This window comes from Halosimplex halophilum (assembly GCF_004698125.1).
In the GTDB taxonomy this organism is placed as follows: Archaea; Halobacteriota; Halobacteria; order Halobacteriales; family Haloarculaceae; genus Halosimplex; species Halosimplex halophilum.
In genome coordinates this window covers 46,247-66,101 of sequence record NZ_ML214297.1, presented here as the reverse complement: position 1 = coordinate 66,101, position 19,855 = coordinate 46,247, and the positions used below count along the sequence as shown (strand labels likewise).

23 protein-coding genes and 3 tRNA genes are annotated in these 19,855 nt (G+C 68.3%); 16 read left to right on the top strand and 10 right to left on the bottom strand.

The annotated features are described in order from the left end of the window. Window positions 1-30 precede the first annotated feature (30 nt). A complete protein-coding gene (gene hpt / locus E3328_RS00385; protein WP_135362656.1) occupies window positions 31-600 on the top strand; it encodes a hypoxanthine/guanine phosphoribosyltransferase in 570 nt (189 codons plus the stop codon). Between the two features lie 19 nt (window positions 601-619). On the opposite strand, the gene E3328_RS00380 is transcribed toward hpt, so the two are convergent. From E3328_RS00380 to E3328_RS00360, 5 genes are all read right to left on the bottom strand, one after another. Next, entirely contained in the window at window positions 620-859 is a 240-nt protein-coding gene (locus E3328_RS00380; protein WP_135362655.1) for a hypothetical protein, read from the bottom strand. A 1-nt stretch (window position 860) separates the two neighbouring features. Further along, window positions 861-1,658, bottom strand: coding sequence for a M48 family metallopeptidase (locus E3328_RS00375; RefSeq protein ID WP_246022838.1), 798 nt, complete (start codon window positions 1,656-1,658; stop codon window positions 861-863). A gap of 339 nt (window positions 1,659-1,997) precedes the next feature. Continuing rightward, window positions 1,998-2,072: transfer RNA gene (locus tag E3328_RS00370), tRNA-Met, on the bottom strand. 69 nt (window positions 2,073-2,141) lie between these two features. Further along, window positions 2,142-2,669, bottom strand: a complete 528-nt coding sequence (locus tag E3328_RS00365; protein WP_135362653.1) for a GtrA family protein — start codon at window positions 2,667-2,669, stop codon at window positions 2,142-2,144. After that, complete coding sequence (locus tag E3328_RS00360; protein ID WP_135362652.1) at window positions 2,662-3,426, bottom strand: glycosyltransferase; 765 nt, start codon at window positions 3,424-3,426, stop codon at window positions 2,662-2,664. The genes E3328_RS00365 and E3328_RS00360 overlap by 8 nt, the downstream gene beginning before the upstream one ends. A 151-nt stretch (window positions 3,427-3,577) precedes the next feature. On the opposite strand from E3328_RS00360, the gene E3328_RS00355 reads away from it, so the two are divergent. After that, on the top strand, window positions 3,578-6,013 hold the full coding sequence (locus E3328_RS00355; protein ID WP_135362651.1) for a DUF2298 domain-containing protein: 2,436 nt from the start codon (window positions 3,578-3,580) through the stop codon (window positions 6,011-6,013). Between the two features lie 4 nt (window positions 6,014-6,017). Here E3328_RS00355 and E3328_RS00350 read toward each other — a convergent pair whose 3' ends face one another. Further along, window positions 6,018-7,061 carry an Mrp/NBP35 family ATP-binding protein gene (locus tag E3328_RS00350; protein WP_135362650.1) on the bottom strand — a complete coding sequence of 348 codons (1,044 nt, stop codon included), beginning with the start codon at window positions 7,059-7,061 and terminating at the stop codon, window positions 6,018-6,020. A 191-nt stretch (window positions 7,062-7,252) separates the two neighbouring features. Between E3328_RS00350 and E3328_RS00345 the strand changes: the two genes are divergently transcribed. The 4 genes from E3328_RS00345 to E3328_RS00330 all read left to right on the top strand — a co-directional run bounded on the left by E3328_RS00345 (window position 7,253) and on the right by E3328_RS00330 (window position 10,998). Further along, entirely contained in the window at window positions 7,253-8,578 is a 1,326-nt protein-coding gene (locus E3328_RS00345; RefSeq protein ID WP_167837259.1) for a PKD domain-containing protein, read from the top strand. 44 nt (window positions 8,579-8,622) lie between these two features. After that, window positions 8,623-9,423 carry a hypothetical protein gene (locus E3328_RS00340; protein ID WP_135362648.1) on the top strand — a complete coding sequence of 267 codons (801 nt, stop codon included), beginning with the start codon at window positions 8,623-8,625 and terminating at the stop codon, window positions 9,421-9,423. A 94-nt stretch (window positions 9,424-9,517) separates the two neighbouring features. Further along, window positions 9,518-10,234: a proteasome subunit beta gene (locus E3328_RS00335; protein ID WP_135362647.1), complete on the top strand. Its 717-nt coding sequence runs from the start codon at window positions 9,518-9,520 to the stop codon at window positions 10,232-10,234. Next, window positions 10,234-10,998, top strand: coding sequence for an archaeal proteasome endopeptidase complex subunit alpha (locus tag E3328_RS00330; RefSeq protein ID WP_135362646.1), 765 nt, complete (start codon window positions 10,234-10,236; stop codon window positions 10,996-10,998). The genes E3328_RS00335 and E3328_RS00330 overlap by 1 nt, the downstream gene beginning before the upstream one ends. 27 nt (window positions 10,999-11,025) lie before the next feature. On the opposite strand, the gene E3328_RS00325 is transcribed toward E3328_RS00330, so the two are convergent. Beyond that, entirely contained in the window at window positions 11,026-12,183 is a 1,158-nt protein-coding gene (locus E3328_RS00325) for an ArsR/SmtB family transcription factor (protein WP_135362645.1), read from the bottom strand. 147 nt (window positions 12,184-12,330) lie between these two features. Between E3328_RS00325 and moaA the strand changes: the two genes are divergently transcribed. After that, complete coding sequence (gene moaA / locus E3328_RS00320) at window positions 12,331-13,413, top strand: GTP 3',8-cyclase MoaA (RefSeq protein WP_135362644.1); 1,083 nt, start codon at window positions 12,331-12,333, stop codon at window positions 13,411-13,413. Between the two features lie 84 nt (window positions 13,414-13,497). Here moaA and fni read toward each other — a convergent pair whose 3' ends face one another. The 3 genes from fni to E3328_RS00305 all read right to left on the bottom strand — a co-directional run bounded on the left by fni (window position 13,498) and on the right by E3328_RS00305 (window position 15,864). After that, a complete protein-coding gene (gene fni, locus E3328_RS00315) occupies window positions 13,498-14,568 on the bottom strand; it encodes a type 2 isopentenyl-diphosphate Delta-isomerase (protein ID WP_135362643.1) in 1,071 nt (356 codons plus the stop codon). Window positions 14,569-14,988: 420 nt separating this feature from the next. Further along, the gene (locus tag E3328_RS00310; protein WP_135362642.1) at window positions 14,989-15,537 is read right to left on the bottom strand and encodes an NUDIX domain-containing protein; all 549 of its coding nucleotides are present in this window, start codon (window positions 15,535-15,537) and stop codon (window positions 14,989-14,991) included. Window positions 15,538-15,576: 39 nt separating this feature from the next. Then, entirely contained in the window at window positions 15,577-15,864 is a 288-nt protein-coding gene (locus E3328_RS00305) for a hypothetical protein (protein ID WP_135362641.1), read from the bottom strand. A 219-nt stretch (window positions 15,865-16,083) separates the two neighbouring features. On the opposite strand from E3328_RS00305, the gene E3328_RS00300 reads away from it, so the two are divergent. The 9 genes from E3328_RS00300 (at window position 16,084) to E3328_RS00260 (ending at window position 19,848) form a co-directional block, all read left to right on the top strand. Next, window positions 16,084-16,168: transfer RNA gene (locus E3328_RS00300), tRNA-Ser, on the top strand. A gap of 22 nt (window positions 16,169-16,190) precedes the next feature. Next, window positions 16,191-16,715, top strand: a complete 525-nt coding sequence (locus E3328_RS00295) for a 30S ribosomal protein S13 (protein ID WP_135362640.1) — start codon at window positions 16,191-16,193, stop codon at window positions 16,713-16,715. After that, entirely contained in the window at window positions 16,715-17,233 is a 519-nt protein-coding gene (locus E3328_RS00290) for a 30S ribosomal protein S4 (RefSeq protein WP_135362639.1), read from the top strand. Before E3328_RS00295 ends, E3328_RS00290 begins: the two co-directional genes overlap by 1 nt. Window position 17,234: 1 nt before the next feature. Next, window positions 17,235-17,624: a 30S ribosomal protein S11 gene (locus E3328_RS00285; protein WP_135362638.1), complete on the top strand. Its 390-nt coding sequence runs from the start codon at window positions 17,235-17,237 to the stop codon at window positions 17,622-17,624. 2 nt (window positions 17,625-17,626) lie between these two features. After that, window positions 17,627-18,394, top strand: a complete 768-nt coding sequence (locus E3328_RS00280) for a DNA-directed RNA polymerase subunit D (protein ID WP_135362637.1) — start codon at window positions 17,627-17,629, stop codon at window positions 18,392-18,394. 177 nt (window positions 18,395-18,571) lie between these two features. Beyond that, window positions 18,572-18,656 (top strand) — tRNA-Leu (locus E3328_RS00275). Between the two features lie 15 nt (window positions 18,657-18,671). Next, window positions 18,672-19,022 (top strand): 50S ribosomal protein L18e, encoded by a 351-nt coding sequence (locus tag E3328_RS00270; RefSeq protein ID WP_135362636.1) that lies wholly within the window; start codon window positions 18,672-18,674, stop codon window positions 19,020-19,022. Then, entirely contained in the window at window positions 19,019-19,456 is a 438-nt protein-coding gene (locus E3328_RS00265) for a 50S ribosomal protein L13 (RefSeq protein ID WP_135362635.1), read from the top strand. Before E3328_RS00270 ends, E3328_RS00265 begins: the two co-directional genes overlap by 4 nt. Beyond that, complete coding sequence (locus tag E3328_RS00260; RefSeq protein ID WP_135362634.1) at window positions 19,450-19,848, top strand: 30S ribosomal protein S9; 399 nt, start codon at window positions 19,450-19,452, stop codon at window positions 19,846-19,848. The genes E3328_RS00265 and E3328_RS00260 overlap by 7 nt, the downstream gene beginning before the upstream one ends. The last annotated feature ends 7 nt before the right edge of the window (window positions 19,849-19,855 follow it).

Sequence of the window (19,855 nt, the reverse complement as noted above, 5' to 3'; positions counted from 1 at the left end):
CTTTTGGCCCCCCGTGGTCATTCCCCGGGCATGAACCGCCTGAAGCAGTCGCTGCTCGACGCCCCGATCGTCGAAAAAGAGGGGTACCACTACTTCGTCCACCCGATCAGCGACGGCGTGCCGATGCTCCACCCCGAGCTGCTCCGGGAGATCGTCATCAAGATCATCCGCAAGGCCGAGCTGGAGAACGTCGACAAGATCGTCACCCCCGCCGCGATGGGCATCCACATCTCCACCGCCGTCTCCCTGATGACCGACATCCCCATCGTCGTCGTCCGCAAGCGCCAGTACGGCCTCGACGGGGAGGTCGCGCTCTCGCAGGTCACCGGCTACTCCGAGTCGGAGATGTACGTCAACGACGTCTACGAGGGCGACCGCGTGCTCGTCCTCGACGACGTGCTCTCGACCGGCGGCACCCTCTCGGGCATCACCGGCGCCCTCGAGGAGATCGGCGCCGACATCGTCGACATCGTCTGCGTCATCAAGAAAGACGACGGCCAGAACAAGCTCGCCGACGCGGGCTACGAGGCCAAGACGCTCATCAACGTCGTTGTCGAGGACGGCGAGGTCGTCATCGTCGACGACCAGGGCGACGACTGACCCGGTAGCCGCTTCCGTTCTACGCGACTCCCGCCGCGACCGCGCCGAAGTACAGCCCCGCGAGGATCAGCGCCGCGCCCACTGCCTGCACGAGCCGCCGGATCCGGCCGTCTAACTCGTCGTCGCTGCCGTACTCGCCGCCCCGATCGCCCGGGACGCGCCCGACCGTGTGCGCGCGGACGACGGCCTCCGGCACCGCGATCAGGACGGCGCCGAGGCCGGCGCCGAGGACCGCGGCCAGGAGCGTGCGGTAGTCCATCTCAGCTCCGCAGCTTCTCGATGCGCTTCTCCATCGGCGGGTGGGTGGCGAACAGCCGCGCGAGCCCGCGCTCCTCGCCGAAGATACACAGCGCGTTGACCTGCTCGTCGATCGCCGAGTCGCTGGCGCGCTCGTTGCCGCGGCTGATCTTCTCCAGCGCGCGTGCGAGCGGTTCGCCGGAGCCGATGGCGCCCGCGGCGTCGCTGTCGGCGACGTACTCGCGGTACCGCGAGATGGCCATCACGAACAGCATGACGAGCATCTGGACGATCTGGCCGACGACGATGGCCAGGAAGAAGTCCGCGATGTCGTTGTCGCCGGTCAGCAGGACGACCCACTGGGCGACGATGGCGACGATGGAAGCGATCCCCTGGCCGAGCACCATCATCACCACGTCGCGGTTCGCGATGTGGGCCAGCTCGTGGGCGAGGACGCCCTCGACCTCGTCGGCGTCGAGCGTCGCGAGCAGCTCCCGCGAGACGACGACCGTCCCGGCGCCCTTCCGGCCGACGGCGAAGGCGTTGGGCACGCCCATCCGCGCGATCATGAGCCGGGGTTTGTCGATGCCCATCTCCTCGGAGAGCGCCTCGACCTGGCGGTGGATCTCCGGGTACTGCTCCTCGGGCATGTCTTCGGCCCCGACGCTGCGGATCGCGGCCCACTTGCCGACCTTGTACTGGACGCCGACGAACAGGACGCTGCCGACCAGTACCAGCCACAGCGGGACCGAGAACGCGCCCATCGCCACGACCGCGGCGACGGCGTAGAACGCGAACAGGATCGATCCCACGATCGCCATCCGCGCGGTGAGACTCGGGTGACGCATACGTGACGTGTCTGTGTCGCGAGGCCCTAAGTACTCTCCGTTTGTGGTCACTCAGCCGTGAAGTCGGCCCGCGAAGTCGTGACAGCCCCGGGACCAGTCTCCCGGCGCTCGTGTCGGGCGGTCCGAATCGCCTCGCTGGGCGGTGATGTTGCGGGAATACAGGGAGGTAGATTCGAACCGGAGGCGGACGTGCTCGCCCGCTCCGTTCGCTGCGCGCGACTCGTCCAGTTCAAATCTACTCCGAGTGATAATCACGACGCGTTCGCAGGGCTCGGCGATGAAACGCCTCGCGAGGAACGCGTCGCAGAATGATAGCGGGAGGTAGATTTGAACTACCGATCTGCGGGTTATGAGCCCGCCGGAATCTCCTGGCTATCCCATCCCGCTACCTGTTCATATCCCCGACCGCCCATTAAGGGTTGTGATTCGTTCGCCGTCCGTGAATTAGTCCCGCGGTCACGCCTCGTGGACCTGCCAGGTGAACAGGCTCTCGAAGACGTAGTTGACGAGCATGCCGACCGCGATGCCGGTGCCTTTCGCCACGAGCAGCCACAGGTCGAGTCCCGAGAGCACCGACGCGATCCCGACGACGCCGGCCGCGTTCGACAGCACCGCCACGTCGCCGAACGACAGGTCGACGAACAGCGGGTTGTAGATGCTCCACCAGATGACGAACTGGGTCGTCACGCCGACGGCGCGGACGGCGTGCGAACGCTTGAGCCGCGAGAGGAACGACCCCCGGTCTCCCTCGCCGTGGTCGGCGAACGTCCAGTTCTCGTTGATCAGAAACATCACGAGGATCGCCGTCTCGACGCCGGCCGCCCAGGCCAGCGTCGCGGATGCCTTGAGGACCTCCGAGAGGAAGACCAGCACGGCCGTGTCGCAGAGCGCACCGACGACCCCGACAGAGACGAACTTGCCGAACCGGATCCCCGACACGAGCGACGACAGACGCGCCCGCGCCGACCGCTCGCCGTCAGTCATGTTTGTCCACCAGTGCGGTCGGGTCCTCGCGGGTCGCCGCGATGGCGTTGTGGACGCGGCTGTTCCGGATCTGTTTCGCGCGGTGGCGCGAGGAGACCAGTGCGCGGGCGAGCCGCAGCGACGTGCGGACCGGCGAGACGGTCGAGCCCGGCTTGTCCTCCCAGGTGAGCGGTACCTCGGCCACGTCGAGTTCCAGCGCCCCGGCCATCGCGACCAGCTCCACGTCCCAGGCGAACCCCGGTTCGTAGAGGTGCTGCCGGACGGCCTCCCACGACTCGGCGGTGATGGCCTTGGCGCCGCACTGGTAGTCGTAGAGGTCGGCGTCGAGCATGCGGCGGGCGAGCCAGGCGAAGCCATCGCCGAGAAAGCGGCGGGCGAACGTCTGGTGGCTGGTGATCGTCGAGTCGGGGTGGCGCCGGGAGCCGACGGCCACGTCCGCGCCGGCCTCGATGGCGGCGAGCACGTCGGCGAACTCGCCCGGCGCGGTGGAGCCGTCGGCGTCGACGAACCCGAGCACGTCGGTCTCCAGCGCCTCGAACCCGGCGGTGACGGCGGCGCCCTTGCCGCGGCGGTACGGCGAGACGTTGACGGTCGCCGGGAGGTCGGCGAGGGCCGCGACGACCCGCTCGTCGGCGTCGTCGAGTTCGATCCGGATCGCCTCGGGCGCGAGTTCGGCGTCGAGCGAGCGGACGTAGGCCGCGAGCCGGTCCACGTCGGGACGGAAGGCGGGGACCACCAGACCGACGGACGCGCTCATTGTCTGCCGTGACCACCGCGGCGAGTAAAAACCGTTCGGAACGCGACATCTCGACGACGGAAGGGTACCGAATTCCGGGAGCAGGTGGCGAATGCGCGGGCGGTCGGGCGGTCCACAAGAGGTATAGGCTCCGGAGACGGCCACACTGGTAATGGAGTACGGTCTGGTCCTCTGGTGGCTCGTGGCCTACCTCGCCCTGCTGGCCGTGGGGATGCCGCTGGCGGCGACCCTGTTCCCCCGCCTCGCCGACCGCGGCGCGGGCGTCGCGCTCCCGGCGGCGCTGGCCGTCCTGTGGATCGTCGCCTACCTCGTCGGCCACCTCTCGCTGACCGCCGGGCTGCTCGTCGGCCTCGCCGCGCTGGCGGCCGCCGCCGGTGCCGCCCTCTACCGCGCCAGCGAGACGGACGGCGTCCCGCTGTTCGACCGCCGGCGTTACGGCGAGGCCGCAGCCGTGTTCACCGTCGCGTTCCTGTTCATGATCGCCGTCCGCGCCGTCGACGCGGGCGTCCACCCGTTCCTCGGCGAGAAGTTCCTCGACTTCGGCATGCTGCAGTCGCTGCTGCGCGCCGGCCGCCTCCCCCCGGAGGACATGTGGTTCGCCGGCCGGCCGGTGAAGTACTACTACGGCGGCCACCTGATCGCCGCGCTGCTGACGAAGATCACCGGCACCGAACCCCGGTTCGCCTACAACCTCGCGCTCGCGGGCTTCTACGGAATGGTCGTCACCGCCGCCTACGGGCTCGCGGGCTCGGTCGCCGCGAGCCGCGGCGTCTCCCGGGTCCGCGCGGGCGCGTTCGGCGCCTTCTTCGTCGGGTTCGCGAGCAATATCTCGACGCCCGTTCAGGTCGTCGCCTGGCTGCTTCCGGACGGCATCTCGTCGTTCCTCGCCGGACTCACCGGGACGGAGCTGGGCCGCGTCGGCCGCGAGGGACCGGGTGCGTTCCGCTACTGGGACGCGAGCCGGGTGATCAGCGACGGGGGGTACAACACGATCAACGAGTTCCCGCTGTTCGCCTGGCTCAACGGCGACATGCACGCCCACATGATGAGCACGCCGTTCGTCCTGCTCGTCGCCGCGCTCCTCTTTAGCTACTACCGCACGCCCGAGGCCGACCTGATGCGCCGGCGGCTGCTGGTGTTCGCCGTCGTGCCGCCGCTCGCGGGGTTGCTCGCGGTCGTCAACACCTGGTCGTTCGCGACGGCAGGCGGGCTGACGTTCCTCACGCTCGCACTCGCGCCAGCCGACCCGGTATCCCTGCTCCCGAAGCCGCTCGCCGAACGGGTACCGCGCGGGGAGGAGTGGCAGCGGGAACTGTCCCGTCACTGCGTCGCGCTCGCCGGCGCGGTCGCTGTCGTCCTCGCGGGCTTCGTCTGGTCGCTTCCGTTCTGGCTGGGGACCGCCAGCGGCGGCGGCCGGACTATCGCCTTCTGGACCGACAGGAGTTCGCTCGGTGAACTCCTCCTGGCCCACGGCGCCTTCGCGCTGCTTTTTGCGCTCCATCTGGCCCGCAACGCGCTGCCCAGGATAGACCGCGGGGACCTCGGCGAGTCGGCCACGATGCTCGCGCTCGCGCTCGCTGTCGCTTGGATCGGCGGCGGGGCAGCGCTCGCACTGTTCGGCCCGATGATCGCCGGCGCGTGGGTGCTCCTGCGGTCGCAGGCCGATGCGGTCGTTCGCGCGACGGCCGACGCCGCCGGGACCGCCCGGCAAGCGGTCACCGACGGCGGCCCCGCGACGGGTGAGGCTGCCCCAGCGGACGACGCCGGCCAGCCGGTGCGGCTCCGCGACGTGGTCGGCTTCGAGACGCTCCTGATCGTCGCCGGCGCCGGGATCGTCGTCATCGTCGAGTTCGTCTACGTCAAGGAGCAGGCCGGTCCCGGGCGGATGAACACCGTGTTCAAGACCTACGCGGACGTGTGGGTGCTCTGGGCGGTCGCCGCCGGCGCGGTCCTCGCCCACCTCGTCGAGAACCACTCGCCCGAGCTTGCGCTGTCCGGCGAGCAGTGGGCCGGGGTCTTCCGCGTGCTCGCGGTCGTTCTGGTCGTCTCGACCTCGCTGTACGGCGCGCTGGCCCTTGGCGGCCACTTCAGTGGCGACAGCTACTTCAGCAGGTACAACCACCCCGACGACCCCACGCTCGACGGGTTCACCTACATCAACGAGACCCACCCCGAGGAGTACGCCGCGATCCAGTGGTTCGAGGACCTGGAGGGCCAGCCCAACACCGCCTCGGCCCCCGGACAGGACATGTATCGGTGGACCAACCCGATAGCGAGCCTCACCGGCGTCCCGACGCTGGCCGGGTGGGCCCACGAGGTCGGCTACCGCGGTGGCGAGGCCTACCGCGCCCGCGTCGACGACGTGAACACCATCTACACCGGCACCGCCGAACAGCGGGCCTACTACCTCGACGTCTACGAGGTCGAGTACGTCTACGTCGGGTCCAACGAGCGCGACGAATACACGAGCGACGACCTGGCTGTCTTCGAGTCGATGGCTGGCGTCACCGTCGAGAAGCAGTGGGACGGCGCGACGGTCTACAGCGTCGACCGGAACGCGCTGGAGTATCCCGGACGGAACGAGTAGCCGCTCAGCGCCGGTCGGCGTGGCGCCGCCGGTGGACGATCCCCTGGTTGTTCGCCGCGTTCTCGACGAACGACCGGAACGCCTCGCCGGTCCCGCTGTCCTCGTCGAGCACCATCGGTTCGCCGGCGTCGCCGCCCTCGCGGACGGCCGGGTCCAGCGGGATCTCGCCGAGGAACGGCATCTGCGCCTCCTCGGCGAACGCCTCGCCGCCGCCCTCGCCGAAGATGGTGTGTTCGCCGCCGCAGTCCGGACAGCGGAAGGAACTCATGTTCTCGACGATCCCCAGCACGGGCGTCTCGTGCTCGCCGAACATCTCCAGGCCCTTCCGGGCGTCGTCGATGGCGACCTCCTGGGGAGTCGTGACGATGACCGCGCCCGTGACGGGGACGCTCTGGAGGAGCGTCAGCTGCGTGTCGCCGGTCCCAGGGGGCAGGTCGACGACCATGTAGTCGAGACTCCCCCACTCCACGTCCTCCCACAGCTGGGTGAGCACCTTGTGGACCATCGGACCCCGCCAGATGACGGGGTCGTCCTCCCCGACGAGGAAGTCCATGCTCATCAGCTTCATCCCGTACTGCTCGGGCGGGACGAGCGTCTCGTCGGGGGTCGCCTGGGGCTGCTGATCCGCGTCGAGCATCCGCGGCACGTTCGGCCCGTACACGTCCGCGTCGAACAGCCCCACGCGGGCGCCCAGTTGCGCCAGCCCCGCCGCGAGGTTCACCGCGATGGTGCTCTTGCCGACCCCGCCCTTCCCCGACGCGACCGCGATGACGTTCTCGACGCCCGGCAGCACCGACCCCTCGGCGACGAGCCCGCTGTCGACCTCCGCCTCCAGTTCGACCCGCCGGTCCAGGTCCGACAGCGCCTCGCGGACCCGTCCCGCGATCTCGGTCTCGGTCGGGGAGTACGGCGCCCCCAGCGCCAGCGAGACGCGCACCTCCTCCTCGTCCAACTCGACCGAGTTGACCAGCCCCAGCGAGACGATATCGTCGCCCAGATCCGGGTCCTCGACCGTCCGGAGACGGTCGAGCACGTCGTCTTCGTCCATGGTTCGGTTTCCGGCGGTCCCGGCGAAAAGGGTTGTGGAGCGACCGTTGTCCGGCTGGATTCCGCCGCAAGCGGTCGGTCGGCCGGTCGTGATATGGGTACTGCCATTACTGCGAACATTTTTATGATAGCGGGAAAGCAATTCTCGACAACCGAACGATGCGCTGGGAACAGGGGGTTCCGACGGTCGTGATGAGTGCCGTGCTGGTCGTCAGCGCGGCGTTCGCCGCTGGTCCGGTAGCCGGCGGAGCGGTCGCAGCGGCCGGGAGCGGCCCGGACGGCGGAGGGAACAAAGCCCCGCTGGCGGACGCGGGGCTCGACCGGACCGTCAGCGCCAACGCGACGGTGTATCTGGACGCGACCGGGTCCCGCGACCCCGACGGGGAGATCGACAGCTACCGCTGGCGGCTGGAGAAACCCGACGGCAGCTACACGACGCCGTCGTGCGAGACCTGCGGGCGGACGCGGTTCGTCCCGCGCGCGACCGGCACCTACAACGCGACGGTCACGGTGACCGACGAGGACGGTGCCACCAGCACGGACACACTCCGGGTCCACGTCGAGCCGTCGAACGGACCGTCGGTGTCGATCAGCGGTCCGGACAGCGTGGTCGAAGGCGCCGTCGCGCAGTACACGGCGACCGTCTCGGCCGGTGCGAACGACCTCGCGGCGGTCGTCTGGCGAGCGGACGGACGGCGAGTCAACCGGACGACGCTCGCGGGCGAGAGCGCGTCGGTCGACAGGCTCCACGCGTTCAGGCACGACGGGACCGTCACGCTCCGGGTCACCGCCGTCGACCGGCTCGGTCGCCAGCGCACGGCGACGAAGAACGTCACGGTCACGGCCCCGAGTTCACCCGGTAGCGGCGGCGGCAGTGGATCGATCGGAGTCGGTTCCGGCGGCGGGTCCACTTCCGGCGGTGACTCGGGCGGCGACGACGATGGGTCGGAATGCTCGCACTACAACAGGGACGACGACCGCTACTGCGACAACGACCGGATGACGATCGACAGCAACGGCATCGTCATCTCCGACGCCGACGACGACGGGTCGGTCCAGTGGGCCCAGGTGAACGTAGACGAGGAGTTCGCCCAGAACAACGACGGCGTGTCCTACGACTCCGTGGACGACATGGTGACCTTCGACAGCCAGGAAGCGTACAAGGAGGCGCTAGGTGTCGATACTGTGAGCGTCGATCCGGAATCTGAGGTGAATTCGGATGGAAGAGTTATTTCTATGTCTGGTGAATCAGGTAATCTTTCTGGAGGTTCGCCATCTAACAATAAATCAAGTTCTGATGACGATGATTCCTCAACTGAGACTACTGGATCTAACAATGGAGATTCTGGCACTTCGTCAAACGCTGGTAGTGGCGATCTCGGAAATATACCCGATAGAATACGTAACACGATACAAGAAAAACAGTCGGGGACCACGACCAACAGTGGAAACGATACAGGTACTACAAATACCAAAACTGGCCGGGTACCACCTGATCGGTATCGGGCAGGGATTTAAACAAAATGAATAAATTCATGGCCATCAGTTTAAGTACTAAATGGGTGAAACAAGTTGGGCTGGTACTCCTCCCTGTGTTAGTTGTATCTACGATCATTATTACTAATCCAGGGATCCACTTTTGGTCTAGTGAGGGTGGAAATAATAAGTTTGGGAATACACCAACCCCAAATTCAACCGAGATTCAAAGGTCAGATATCACAACCACAACGTTTCAGGAAACACCGTTGACCACGACACAGATCGTTTCTCCAGTACCAACTTCTAAACCAACACTTTCACCAACACCAACATCGGTCCCAACGCCTACACAATCTCCGACGGAAGTGCCTCCGACGGCATCAACTTCTTCAACTTCAACAGAAACTTATGCGAATAAAAAATATCATGATTTTGTCAGCGTGGTAGCTGGAGAAACTGGAGTGGATGCTGAAACACCCATTAGAATCCAGGGTTGGACAGTCGGAGAAGAGAACTCTCTAGTCATGATCCTTAATCTGACTGCGCGATCAAAGAATGATTCTAAACGGGTTAAACAGATTAACACGCTTGTAACCAGTGGTTATTCGCAAGCTGTAGCTCACTACGATACGGGAAAAATTGACGGGAAGATAACTTCAGGTCTTCAGATTATTGAGGTGAATAATACTGGTTCTGCGCCAAAGTCCATCTATGTAAATAATTCATTGGTTCGGGAATACTATACCGGTCAAATTGATGCCGTAGAATTTACGGAACAGTATTGGGAGACTGAACGGAATATGACCTCTAATGAGATAGAATTTGCCTATAGTTTGAGTAGGAGAACGGGAAACCTCACACTCCATAATGAGACGGCTAACTGAAGTTCCCCGACCGACATACCACTTCCCACGCTCACTCGCCGCTAAATCATTTTTTAGCTAACATATATTTCTGTCCGGCCCCGACACCCTGTCGATGACGCCACTCGACTTCGGTCCCGCGGACGAACCGCTCCACGAACTACCGCACGACAACCTCCCGAACGGAGACCAGGCCGACCACGACGCGCCGACCTTCGACACGGGGACGACGATCGTCGCGGTCGCAGCCGACGAGGGCGTGGTGATGGCGGCCGACCAGCGGGCGAGCCTCGGTGGGAAGTTCACGACGAACAAGAACGCCGAGAAGGTCTCGCGGGTCCACCCGAGCGCCGCGCTGGCGATCTCGGGGTCGGTCGGGCCGGCGCAGAACCTCGTCCGGTCGCTGCGGGCGGAGACGAGCCTCTACGAGTCCCGCCGGGACGAGCGGATGAGCATGCGGGCGCTCTCCCAGACTGCGGGCCACCTCGTGCGGGGGCTGCCGGTCGCGCCGATCCTCGGTGGAGTCGACAGCGAGGGAAGCCACGTCTACGAGCTGGACGGCGGCGGGAGCGTGATGGCGACCGACTACGCCGCGGGCGGAAGCGGGATGCAGGTCGCCTACGGCGTGCTCGAACGGCGGTTCGACCCCGGGGCGAAACTCGGCGAGGCGACCGACGCCGCCGTCGCAGCGGTCGAAGCGGCGAGCGAGCGCGACACCGCGAGCGGGAACGGCGTGACCATCGCGACGGTCACCGCCGGCGGGGTCGACATCGAGGGATACGACGAGGCGGGAGCCGCTGACGGTTCCGACGCCGCCGAGGAGGTGGCCTGATGCAATCGAACGACCAGCAGGCGTACGACCGCGGGGTAACGGTGTTCTCCCCCGACGGTCGGCTGTACCAGGTCGAGTACGCGCGCGAGGCGGTCAAGCGCGGGAGCCCAGCCGTCGGCGTGGCGACCGAGGAGGCGGTGGTGTTCGCCGCACACGCCCGACCGCGGTCGCCGCTGATGGAGACCGACAGCATCGAGAAGGTCCACGATCTGGACGGCCGGCTTGGCGTCGCAACAGCCGGGCACGTCGCCGACGCGCGGCGGCTCGTCGACTTCGGGCGGCAGTTCGCCCAGCGCGAGCGGCTGCGCTACGGGGAGCCGCCGGGCGTCGAACCGCTGGCGAAGGCCGTCGCCGACCGGATCCAGGAGTCGACCCAGACCGGCGGGACGCGGCCGTTTGGCGCCGCGCTCCTCGTCGGCGGCGTCCCGGAGGCGTCCCCGGCGATGGAGGGAACTGCCGAAACCGATGTCGACCCGCGGCTCTACGAGATCGACCCCTCCGGGACGCCCACGGAGTGGCGCGCGACGGCGGTCGGGCGCGGGAGCGACGCCGTCCGCGACCACCTCGAAGCCGAGTACGAGCGCGGGCTGGACACTCCGGCGGGCCTCTCGCTCGCACTCTCTGCGCTCGCGGAGAGCAGCGACGAGACGCCGACCGCCGAGGAAGTCGACGTGGCCGTGCTGGACGAAGCGGGCTTCGACGCGTTCGACCGCGACCGGCGCGAAACAGTGCTGGCAGACGCCGGGTTCGACGGGGCGTCGTAACACCGGGCGGACGATCGCGACCGAGCGTCAGGACCCGGCGGTACCGGACTCTGCAGCCGTGTCCTCGGCGCTCACGGCCTCGGAATCCGCCTCGACCGTTTCCGATCCGGCGTGGGAAGTCACGTCGGCGGTCGTGTCCGCGGGTCCATCGTCGGCTACGCCGGAGTTCGTCTCCGGACCGTCGTCGTGGGAGTCCCGTCGGTGATCGACCACGCGGCCGTCGCCCGCGACGTAGCAGACGAGGTCCTCCCCGTCGAGGCGGGCACTGACGACGATACACCAGGGGTCGCGGGAGACGACTCGTTCGCGCCACTCGCTGCCCACGTTCCAGATGGGCCGGTCGCGAACGTCCCGGTCGTGGTCGTGGTAGAACGAGACGACGGCGGGGTGGTCGAGCAGCGTCAGCGCGACGGGACAGCGCAGGTCCGCGCCGCAGGTGTCGCACTCGTAGACCGCCTGGACCGGGACGTGCTCGCCGTCGTCGTGTTCCCGGTCGAGTTGGTCGCGGTCGATGTCGGCGCCACTGTCGCCGTCGACGCTGTCGACGACCGGCTCGACCCGGGTCGAGACCGTCCCGGTACACTCGGGGCAGACGCCGTCGTCGAACGACTCGATGCGGCGGCGGTGGTGGGCGTCGAGCGCGTCGGCGAAGCCGTCAGCGTCGCGGGTCGCGTAGCCGCCCGGCGGGAGCGAGAGCCGGAGGACAGTCCCGTCGCAGCGTTCGCAGCCGACCTCGGTGACGTTGTCCGCGACGGCTGCGACGAGCCCGTCGTCGCCGCACAGCGGGCACGGCTCGTCCAGTTCGACGGGCTCGCGGTCGATGCTGGCAGTGTAGGTGCCGGCCGCGAGCGCGCGGGCGACCGACCGGCCGGCGTCGGTCAGCTCGTAGCGCTCGTCGGCCCGCTGGCGGACGAACCGGCCGGTGAGCTGGCGGAGGTGGTAGGCGAACCCGGCGGAGGTGTCCGCGCCGGTCGCGTCGACGAGGTCGGAGAACGTCCGCGGCGACGCCTCGTCGAGCGCCTCGACGACGGCCAGCCGCGTCTCCCCGCCCAGCGCGCCGAACGCGTCGCTGGGCGCCGGCCCGTCCGGGTCGGGATCCGCGGCACCAGTCGCGGCTTCGTCCGCCGACGTTCGGTCCGGGGATCCGTCTCCGTCCGACGCCCCGTCCCGCCGTCCCGAGGTCATGACACGGGACTGGGTGTCACGGCGGTTTGAACCTGTCGCCGGCGGCGATCCCTGCGCCGCGGCCATCGGCCTCGGCCGCGGCTGTCGGGTCTGTAGAAACCTTGCAACGGGCACCGGCCTTATTACCGCCGGGCCGAAAGAGCCGGTATGCTCGCGGACGAGTTCGGCCGGGAGGTGACGGGGGTGCGCGTCTCGCTCACCGACCGGTGTAACTTCGACTGCGTCTACTGCCACAACGAGGGGCTGGGCGACACGCGCGGCCCCATGGCACCCCGCGAGCACGAGATGTCCACCGACGACGTGGTCCGCTTTCTGGAGGTCGCCGCCGAGTTCGGCGTCGACTCCGTGAAGTTCACCGGCGGCGAGCCGCTCCTGCGCGACGACCTGGAGGAGATCGTCGCCCGCACGCCCGAGGCGATGGAGGTCTCGCTCACCACGAACGGGACGATGCTCCCGGGCCGAGCCGGAGACCTGGTCGACGCCGGGCTCGAACGGGTCAACGTCTCACAGGACGCGCTTGACCGCGAGACGTTCAAGCAGGTCACCCAGGCCGGGGCCTACGACGCGGTGATGGACGGCGTCGACGCGGCCCTGTCCGCCGGGCTCGCGCCGGTCAAGCTCAACATGGTCGTCTTCGAGCAGACCGCGGGGTACGTCCCGGAGATGGTCGAACACGTCGCGGAGAACGGCGGGCTGCGCCTGCAGCTCATCGAGTACATGCCGGAGATCGCCGGCCACCCGGAGTGGGCGGTCGACATCGGACGCGTCCACGACTGGCTCGAAGAGCAGGCCGACCGGGTCGAGCGCCGGGAGATGCACGACCGGCGGCGCTACTGGGTCACACCGGAGGACAGCGACCTCGCCGGCGACGACATCCTCGGCGCGGACGGGTCGGTCGACGAGTCGAAGGCGGGGATGGTCGAGATCGTCGACCCGGTGGAGAACCCCACCTTCTGCGCGAACTGCCACCGCGTGCGCGTGACCCACGAGGGGTATCTGAAGGGCTGTCTGAACCGCAACGACGACCTGCGGTCGATGGGCGAGATGAGCCGCGCCGAGATCCGCGAGACGTTCCGTGAGACGGTCGCCGAGCGCGTCCCCTACTACGGCGAGTACATGGTGAAAGAGGACGGCGAGTGGGTCGTCAACGAGGAGTACCTGGACGACCCGCCGGCCGGCGGCGGCGCGTACCCGACCGTCGACGAGACCCCCGCAGAGAGCGACGACTGAGGCCAGCGGAAACCGGCGACCGACCCGCCGGTCGGGCCGCGGCGGCGCGGTTCCGGCGGCGGCACAGGCGGTCTTTCGATGCTCTCAGTAGCCGACGCCGCGCTGGTCGAGGTACTCCCGGGTGGGTCCGCCGACGACCACGTCGGCGTCCCGGAGGTCCGCCACCGTCCGCGATCCGGTGACGAACATCGCGGTCTCCAGCTCGGCGATCAGGTCCTCGGCGGCCTCGACGACGGCCCCGGTCCCGCGGGCCGCGGGGGAGAGGAACGGCTTGGCGAGCCCGCCGGCGGTCGCACCGAGCGCGACGGCTTTCGCGATGTCGATACCCGAGCGGACGCCGCCGCTGGCGATCACCGTGTCGTGGACCTCCAGGCACTCCAGGGTGCTGGCGACCGTCGGGATCCCCCACCGGCGGAACCGCTCGCCGAGGCGCTCGCCGCGGGGCTCGTCCCTGGCGGCGGCCCGGTAGGCCTCGACGCCGGACCACGTCGTGCCGCCCTTGCCGGCCACGTCGATGGCATCGACGCCCGCGTCCGCAAGCTTCCGGGCCGTGTTCCGGGAGAACCCGTTGCCCGTCTCCTTGACGATCACGGGGACCGACAGCCCGTCGGCGACCCGCTCGATGGCGTCGAGACAGCCCCGCGCGTCCACGTCGCCCTCGGGCTGAACCGCCTCCTGCAGGAAGTTGCAGTGAACGGCGACGGCGTCGGCATCGATCATCTCGACCGCGCGCTCGACGCCCGCGACGCCGTACTCCTCCAGTTGCGCGGCGCCGATGTTCCCGTAGAGGAAGGCCGTCGGCGCGGCCTCCCGCACCACCGAGTAGGACTCGACGGTGTCCGCGTCCTCCAGGCCCGCGCGCTGGCTGCCGACGCCCATCGCGATGCCGACCGCCTCGGCGGCCGCCGCGAGCGCCCGGTTGAGTTCGGTCGTGTTCGGGTGGCCGCCGGTCATGCTCTCGATGACGACCGGCGCCGCGAGTTCGTGGCCGAGGAAGTCGACGCTCGGGTCGACCTCGTCGCGGTGGATCTCCGGGAGGGCCTCGTGGACCAGCGACACGTCGGCGAACCCGGTCCCCGGCTCCTCCACGTCCTCCTCCCGCACGATCCTGACGTGGTCGTCCTTCCTGTCTACCGTCTCGTCGGGACCCGTCATCTTGCCCGGAGTTCCCCCGGCCACCCCTTACAACTACCTCTTCCGCGTGAACGTGTGTCGGTCCGGGTACTCTTCCCGGAAGGGACGTGTGTCGGCCCGGGTACCCCTCCACGTGGCGCGCGCTGTCGCGCGCTCTTGTGCGCGCGACGCAAACCGCGCGAGGGATGAGCACCGCACGCCGCAGGCGCGCGGAGCACAATCGGCTGGGGAGGTGTGTGGCTCTCTGCGGTGCTGTGCGGGGCGGTAGCGGTGCCGTCCTGGCGGACTGAAAGGGCGAGGCGCGCTCGCGTGCAGTTCAGTCGCTTGAGCGACCCCTACCCGAAGCGGCCTCCGGCCGCGAGGGTATGTCGCTCAGCGACCGTGAGCGCGCCGAGGGCTTTCATCGCTTGCTGTCTTCTGCTGTCGAAACCACATCGTTCCTCAACCCAACTCAGAGAACGTTTTCTCGACGATCTCGTCCACGTCGGTCGTCCCGTAGCGCTTCCGAGACACGTCGCGCATCCGCTCGTCGGCGGCCCGCCACTCCTCGGCCGACCAGAACCGGGCGTCCTGCGCGTCGGAGCCGGCTTCCAACACTCCGTCCGTCGCGTCGCGGTGGACCGCGTACTCGAAGGCGACCATGTGCTTGCCCGCCTCGGGCCAGGTCCCGCGGCCGGCCACCAGCGTCAGGTCCCGGCGGTCGACCGAGAGGCCGGTCTCCTCTTCCAGTTCTCGCGCGGCCGCGTGGTCGGGGGACTCGCCCCAGTCGACGTGGCCGGCGGGGGTGCCCCACTGGCCGGCGTCGTCGCCGACCGCCCGCTGGACGAGCAGGACGCGCTCGCCGTCGACGACAGTGACGCTCGCGCCGGGCGTGGGGCTGTGGAAGACGTAGCGGTCGCAGGACTCGCAGACGTACGCGCCGGGCGCGAGGTCCGCGTCGCGCAGTTCGCTTCCGCAGTAGCCACAATGGTCGGGCGGGTAGTTCGTCATCGGCGGTCGGTCGACTCCCGACGTGTTAGCTCGGTCGGATCACGGCCGCCGGAACGTGTAGGAGACGCCGTCGCGCTCGACGTGGAGTTCGCCGGCGTCGTGGTCGACGACCAGCCGGTCGGGGATCCCCGAGAACTCGTGGAGGGGCATCCCCGTCTCGACGCGGCCGTCCGGCCGGACGGTGACGTGCGTGACGCCGCGGAACTGCGCGACGACGGCGCCGTCATCGCGTTCGGAGACCGCGTCGGTCCCCGCGAAGCGTTCGAGCGCCCGCCGGACGGCCGCGCTGTCGCCGGGATCGACGGACTCGGTGTCGGGGTCGGCCATAGCCACACGTCGTGCCGGGCGGCCAAAGCGGTGACGGCGACCCTCCGGTCCGGGACCGTGCCAGGTGTTCGCGCGTCGGGCCCACTCCGTGATGTTTAAATAGGGGCCAGGAGGTAATTCAGGTACGCTCGTGCAGGGGCGCCGGGCCCCGAGTCCCGCACGTGACCGACGGTCACGCGACGCGAGGGCGACAGTATACAACCGCACGCCGCAGTGCGTGTCGTGGTAGCCAAGCCTGGCCCAAGGCGCAGGGTTGCTAACTCTGTGGCGTACAGCCTCCGGGGTTCGAATCCCCGCCACGACGCTCACACCCGAATCACAGACACATGAGTGCAGAAGACCAAGACCCGGACGAGGAAGAGGAGGACATCCAGTACTTCGTCCGCATCGGCCAGACCGACCTCGACGGCACGAAGTCCGTCGAGCGGTCGCTCACCGACATGAACGGTATCGGCCATCGCGCGGCCCGCATCATCGCCGAGGAGGCCGGCATCGACCGCCGGGCAGTCTTCGGCAAACTCGACGAGGAGGACATCGACGAGATCGTCTCGCTCGTGGAGGGCTTCGCCGAGGAGGCGCCCGAGTGGCTCACGAACCACCGGAACGACTTCTTCGCCGGCGAGACCACCCACGAGACGGGCAACGACCTCGAACTGACCCGCCGTCAGGACATCAACCGCATGAAGATGATCGACTCCTACAAGGGGGTCCGACACAAGCGCGGCCAGAAGGTCCGCGGCCAGCGAACCAAGTCCACCGGCCGCTCCGAGGGCACCATCGGCGTCAACGTCGAGGCCATCAAGGAGGAGCAGGCCGAGGAAGCCGCCGCCGAAGAGGGGGATGAGGAGTAATGGCGCTCGGTAGCAACACCAAGTTCTACGAGACGCCCAACCACCCCTACCAGGGCGAGCGCATCAGCGAGGAGTCCGGCCTCGTCGGCCAGTACGGCCTGAAGAACAAGGAGGAGCTGTGGCGCGCCCAGTCCGAGCTGCGCGCCTACCGCCGGGAGGCCCGGAAGCTGCTGGGCCAGACCGACGCCGAGGGCGCCGGCAAGGAGACCGAGGAGTTCCTCGCCCGCCTGAAGCGCATCGGCGTCCTCGACGAGACGGACTCGCTGGACGACATCCTGTCGCTGGACGTGACGGACATCCTCGAACGGCGGCTGCAGACGGTCGTCTACCGGAAGGGGCTGGCCAACACGACGAGTCAGGCCCGCCAGTTCGTCTCCCACGGTCACATCACCGTCGAGGGCCAGCGCGTCACGCGCCCCTCGAAGAAGGTCGACGTGAGCGAGGAGGGCGCCGTCGAGTTCGACTCGGGGAGCCCGCTGACGGACGAACTCCACCCGGAACGCGCGGAGGAGCAATAACATGAGCGAAACGCAGGACGACAAGTGGGGCATCGCCCACGTGCACGCATCGTTCAACAACACGATCATCACGATCACCGACGAGACGGGCGCCGAGACGCTCGCCAAGTCCTCGGGCGGGACCGTCGTCAAGCAGAACCGCGACGAGGCCTCGCCGTACGCGGCCATGCAGATGGCCGAGGTCGTCGCCGAGGAGGTCCAGGCCCAGGGCGTCGAGGGCGTCCACGTCCGCGTGCGCGGACCCGGCGGCAACCAGCAGACCAACCCCGGACCGGGCGCGCAGGCGACCATCCGGGCGCTGGCGCGAGCCGGCCTCGAGATCGGTCGCATCGAGGACGTGACCCCGATCCCCCACGACGGCACCCGCGGTCCCAAGAACGCGGGATTCTAACGATGGAGGACTACGAGGTCGAGTTCGTCGAACGCGGCGACCGGGAAGCCCGCTTCCTGGTGCGGGGGATCACCCCCGCGTTCGCCAACGGCATCCGCCGCGCGATGATCGCGGACGTGCCCACCTTCTCCATCGACCAGCTGCGCGTCGTGGAGAACTCCAGCGTCATGTTCGACGAGCAGATCGGACTCCGGCTCGGGCTGGTCCCGCTGACCACCCCCGCCGACGAGTTCGAGGTCGGCGACGAGGTGACGCTGGCGCTGGACGTGGAGGGGCCGAGCCGCGAGGAGACGACCGAGACCGTCACCGCGTACTCGGGCGACATCGTCTCCAGCGACGAGATGGTCCAGCCGGCCGACGACAACATCCCGATCATCGACCTCAAGGCCGGCCAGCGGCTCGAAGTCGAGGCCGACGCGGTGCTCGACCGCGGTCGGGAACACGCCAAACACCAGGGCGGCGTGGCCGTCGGCTACCGGCACCTCCAGCGCGTCAACGTGGTCGGTGACAAGGGCGAGTTCGCCGACGACGAACCCAACATCCTGCGCGGGGTCATCGAGGACGACGGCGAGCTGGTGGCCACCGAGGAGTTCGACAACGACCTGACCGAGCGCTACCCCGGCAAGGAGCTGGAGGTCGAGGACGTGCCCAACGCCTTCGTCTTCCACGTCGAGACCGACGGGTCGCTGACGGTCGAGGAACTCGTCGTCCGGGCGGTCGACTCGCTGCGGGACCGCGCGGACGAACTGCGACAGTCGGTGCAACTGTAACGATGAACGGACCCCTTCGAACCCACGGCGCTCGCATCCGGTCGTCGGGCAGCAGTTCCGACGGCCACGAGCGCCCCGCTCGTCCGGCTGCGAACGCGCGGACGGAGCGGCGGTCCGGCGCGGCGAGCGTCTGGATCGAAAGCGGTTTGAAGGGGCCGACGAAAGTAGAAATCGCGAGCAGGGATAGCCAAGTCAGGCCAACGGCGCAGCGTTCAGGGCGCTGTCCCGTAGGGGTCCGCAGGTTCAAATCCTGCTCCCTGCACTTTTCTAGAAACGTATGAGCAAGAGCAATCCGAGACTCAGTAGCCTCATCGCCGACCTCAAGACGACCGCCCGGAACTCGGGCGGCGACGTCTGGGGCGACGTGGCCGAGCGCCTGGAGAGCCCGCGGCGCACCCACGCGGAAGTCAACCTGGGTCGTATCGAGCGATACGCCCAGGAGGACGAGACCGTGGTGGTGCCCGGCAAGGTGCTCGGCAGTGGCGTCCTGCAGAAGGACGTGACCGTGGCCGCGGTCGACTTCTCCGGCACCGCCGAGCAGAAGATCGACCAGGTCGGCGAGGCGGCACCGCTAGAACAGGTACTCGAAGACAATCCCGAGGGATCGAACGTGCGGGTGATCCGATGAGCCTCGCCGAGTTCGAGGCCGACGTGGTCGTCGACGCGCGGGACTGCATCCTCGGTCGCGTCGCCTCGCAGGTCGCCGAGCGCGCGCTCGACGGCGAGCGCGTCGCGGTGGTCAACGCCGAGGCGGCGGTCGTCACCGGCAGCGAGGACGACGTGATCGGCACGTTCGAGACGCGCCGCGAGGTCGGCTCCGACCAGGGGCCGGCCTACCCGAAGCGGCCGGACGGCATCCTCAAGCGGTCGATCCGCGGGATGGTGCCCTACAAGACCGACCGCGGTCGCGAGGCGTTCGAGAACGTCCGCGTCTACGTGGGCAACCCCTACGACGAGGACGGCGAAGTCCTCGACGGGACCTCGCTGGACCGACTGTCGAACATCAAGTTCGTCTCGCTCGGCGACGTGAGCGAGGCGCTGGGAGCCAAGCAAACATGGTAACGAACACATCAGGCAAGAAGAAGACGGCCGTCGCCCGCGCGACGATCCGCGAGGGCGAGGGCCGCGTGCGCATCAACGCACAGCCAGTCGAGTTGACCGAGCCGGAGCTGGCCCAGCTGAAGATGCTCGAACCGTTCCGCCTGGCCGACGACGACCTCCGCGAGGGCGTCGACGTCGAGGTGGACGTGCAGGGCGGCGGCGTGATGGGGCAGGCCGACGCGGCCCGCACCGCCATCGCCCGCGGGCTGGTCCAGCACACCAACGACGCCGAGCTGCGCGACGCCTACATGGAGTTCGACCGCTCGCTGCTCGTCAACGACGTGCGCCAGAGCGAGTCCAAGAAGTGGGGCGGCCCCGGCGCACGGGCCCGCTACCAGAAGTCCTACCGGTGATCTCGCC

Coding starts and splice junctions, on each gene's coding strand:
- E3328_RS00290 (WP_135362639.1), top strand. CDS start 16,715: ATGGCGCTCGGTAGCAACACCAAGTTCTACGAGACGCCCAACCACCCC.
- E3328_RS00265 (WP_135362635.1), top strand. CDS start 19,019: ATGAGCCTCGCCGAGTTCGAGGCCGACGTGGTCGTCGACGCGCGGGAC.
- E3328_RS00310 (WP_135362642.1), bottom strand. CDS start 15,537: ATGACGAACTACCCGCCCGACCATTGTGGCTACTGCGGAAGCGAACTG.
- fni (WP_135362643.1), bottom strand. CDS start 14,568: ATGACGGGTCCCGACGAGACGGTAGACAGGAAGGACGACCACGTCAGG.
- E3328_RS00350 (WP_135362650.1), bottom strand. CDS start 7,061: ATGGACGAAGACGACGTGCTCGACCGTCTCCGGACGGTCGAGGACCCG.
- hpt (WP_135362656.1), top strand. CDS start 31: ATGAACCGCCTGAAGCAGTCGCTGCTCGACGCCCCGATCGTCGAAAAA.
- E3328_RS00260 (WP_135362634.1), top strand. CDS start 19,450: ATGGTAACGAACACATCAGGCAAGAAGAAGACGGCCGTCGCCCGCGCG.
- E3328_RS00365 (WP_135362653.1), bottom strand. CDS start 2,669: ATGACTGACGGCGAGCGGTCGGCGCGGGCGCGTCTGTCGTCGCTCGTG.
- E3328_RS00330 (WP_135362646.1), top strand. CDS start 10,234: ATGCAATCGAACGACCAGCAGGCGTACGACCGCGGGGTAACGGTGTTC.
- moaA (WP_135362644.1), top strand. CDS start 12,331: ATGCTCGCGGACGAGTTCGGCCGGGAGGTGACGGGGGTGCGCGTCTCG.
- E3328_RS00355 (WP_135362651.1), top strand. CDS start 3,578: ATGGAGTACGGTCTGGTCCTCTGGTGGCTCGTGGCCTACCTCGCCCTG.
- E3328_RS00335 (WP_135362647.1), top strand. CDS start 9,518: ATGACGCCACTCGACTTCGGTCCCGCGGACGAACCGCTCCACGAACTA.
- E3328_RS00295 (WP_135362640.1), top strand. CDS start 16,191: ATGAGTGCAGAAGACCAAGACCCGGACGAGGAAGAGGAGGACATCCAG.
- E3328_RS00345 (WP_167837259.1), top strand. CDS start 7,253: ATGAGTGCCGTGCTGGTCGTCAGCGCGGCGTTCGCCGCTGGTCCGGTA.
- E3328_RS00375 (WP_246022838.1), bottom strand. CDS start 1,658: ATGGCGATCGTGGGATCGATCCTGTTCGCGTTCTACGCCGTCGCCGCG.
- E3328_RS00325 (WP_135362645.1), bottom strand. CDS start 12,183: ATGACCTCGGGACGGCGGGACGGGGCGTCGGACGGAGACGGATCCCCG.
- E3328_RS00270 (WP_135362636.1), top strand. CDS start 18,672: ATGAGCAAGAGCAATCCGAGACTCAGTAGCCTCATCGCCGACCTCAAG.
- E3328_RS00380 (WP_135362655.1), bottom strand. CDS start 859: ATGGACTACCGCACGCTCCTGGCCGCGGTCCTCGGCGCCGGCCTCGGC.
- E3328_RS00360 (WP_135362652.1), bottom strand. CDS start 3,426: ATGAGCGCGTCCGTCGGTCTGGTGGTCCCCGCCTTCCGTCCCGACGTG.
- E3328_RS00305 (WP_135362641.1), bottom strand. CDS start 15,864: ATGGCCGACCCCGACACCGAGTCCGTCGATCCCGGCGACAGCGCGGCC.
- E3328_RS00285 (WP_135362638.1), top strand. CDS start 17,235: ATGAGCGAAACGCAGGACGACAAGTGGGGCATCGCCCACGTGCACGCA.
- E3328_RS00280 (WP_135362637.1), top strand. CDS start 17,627: ATGGAGGACTACGAGGTCGAGTTCGTCGAACGCGGCGACCGGGAAGCC.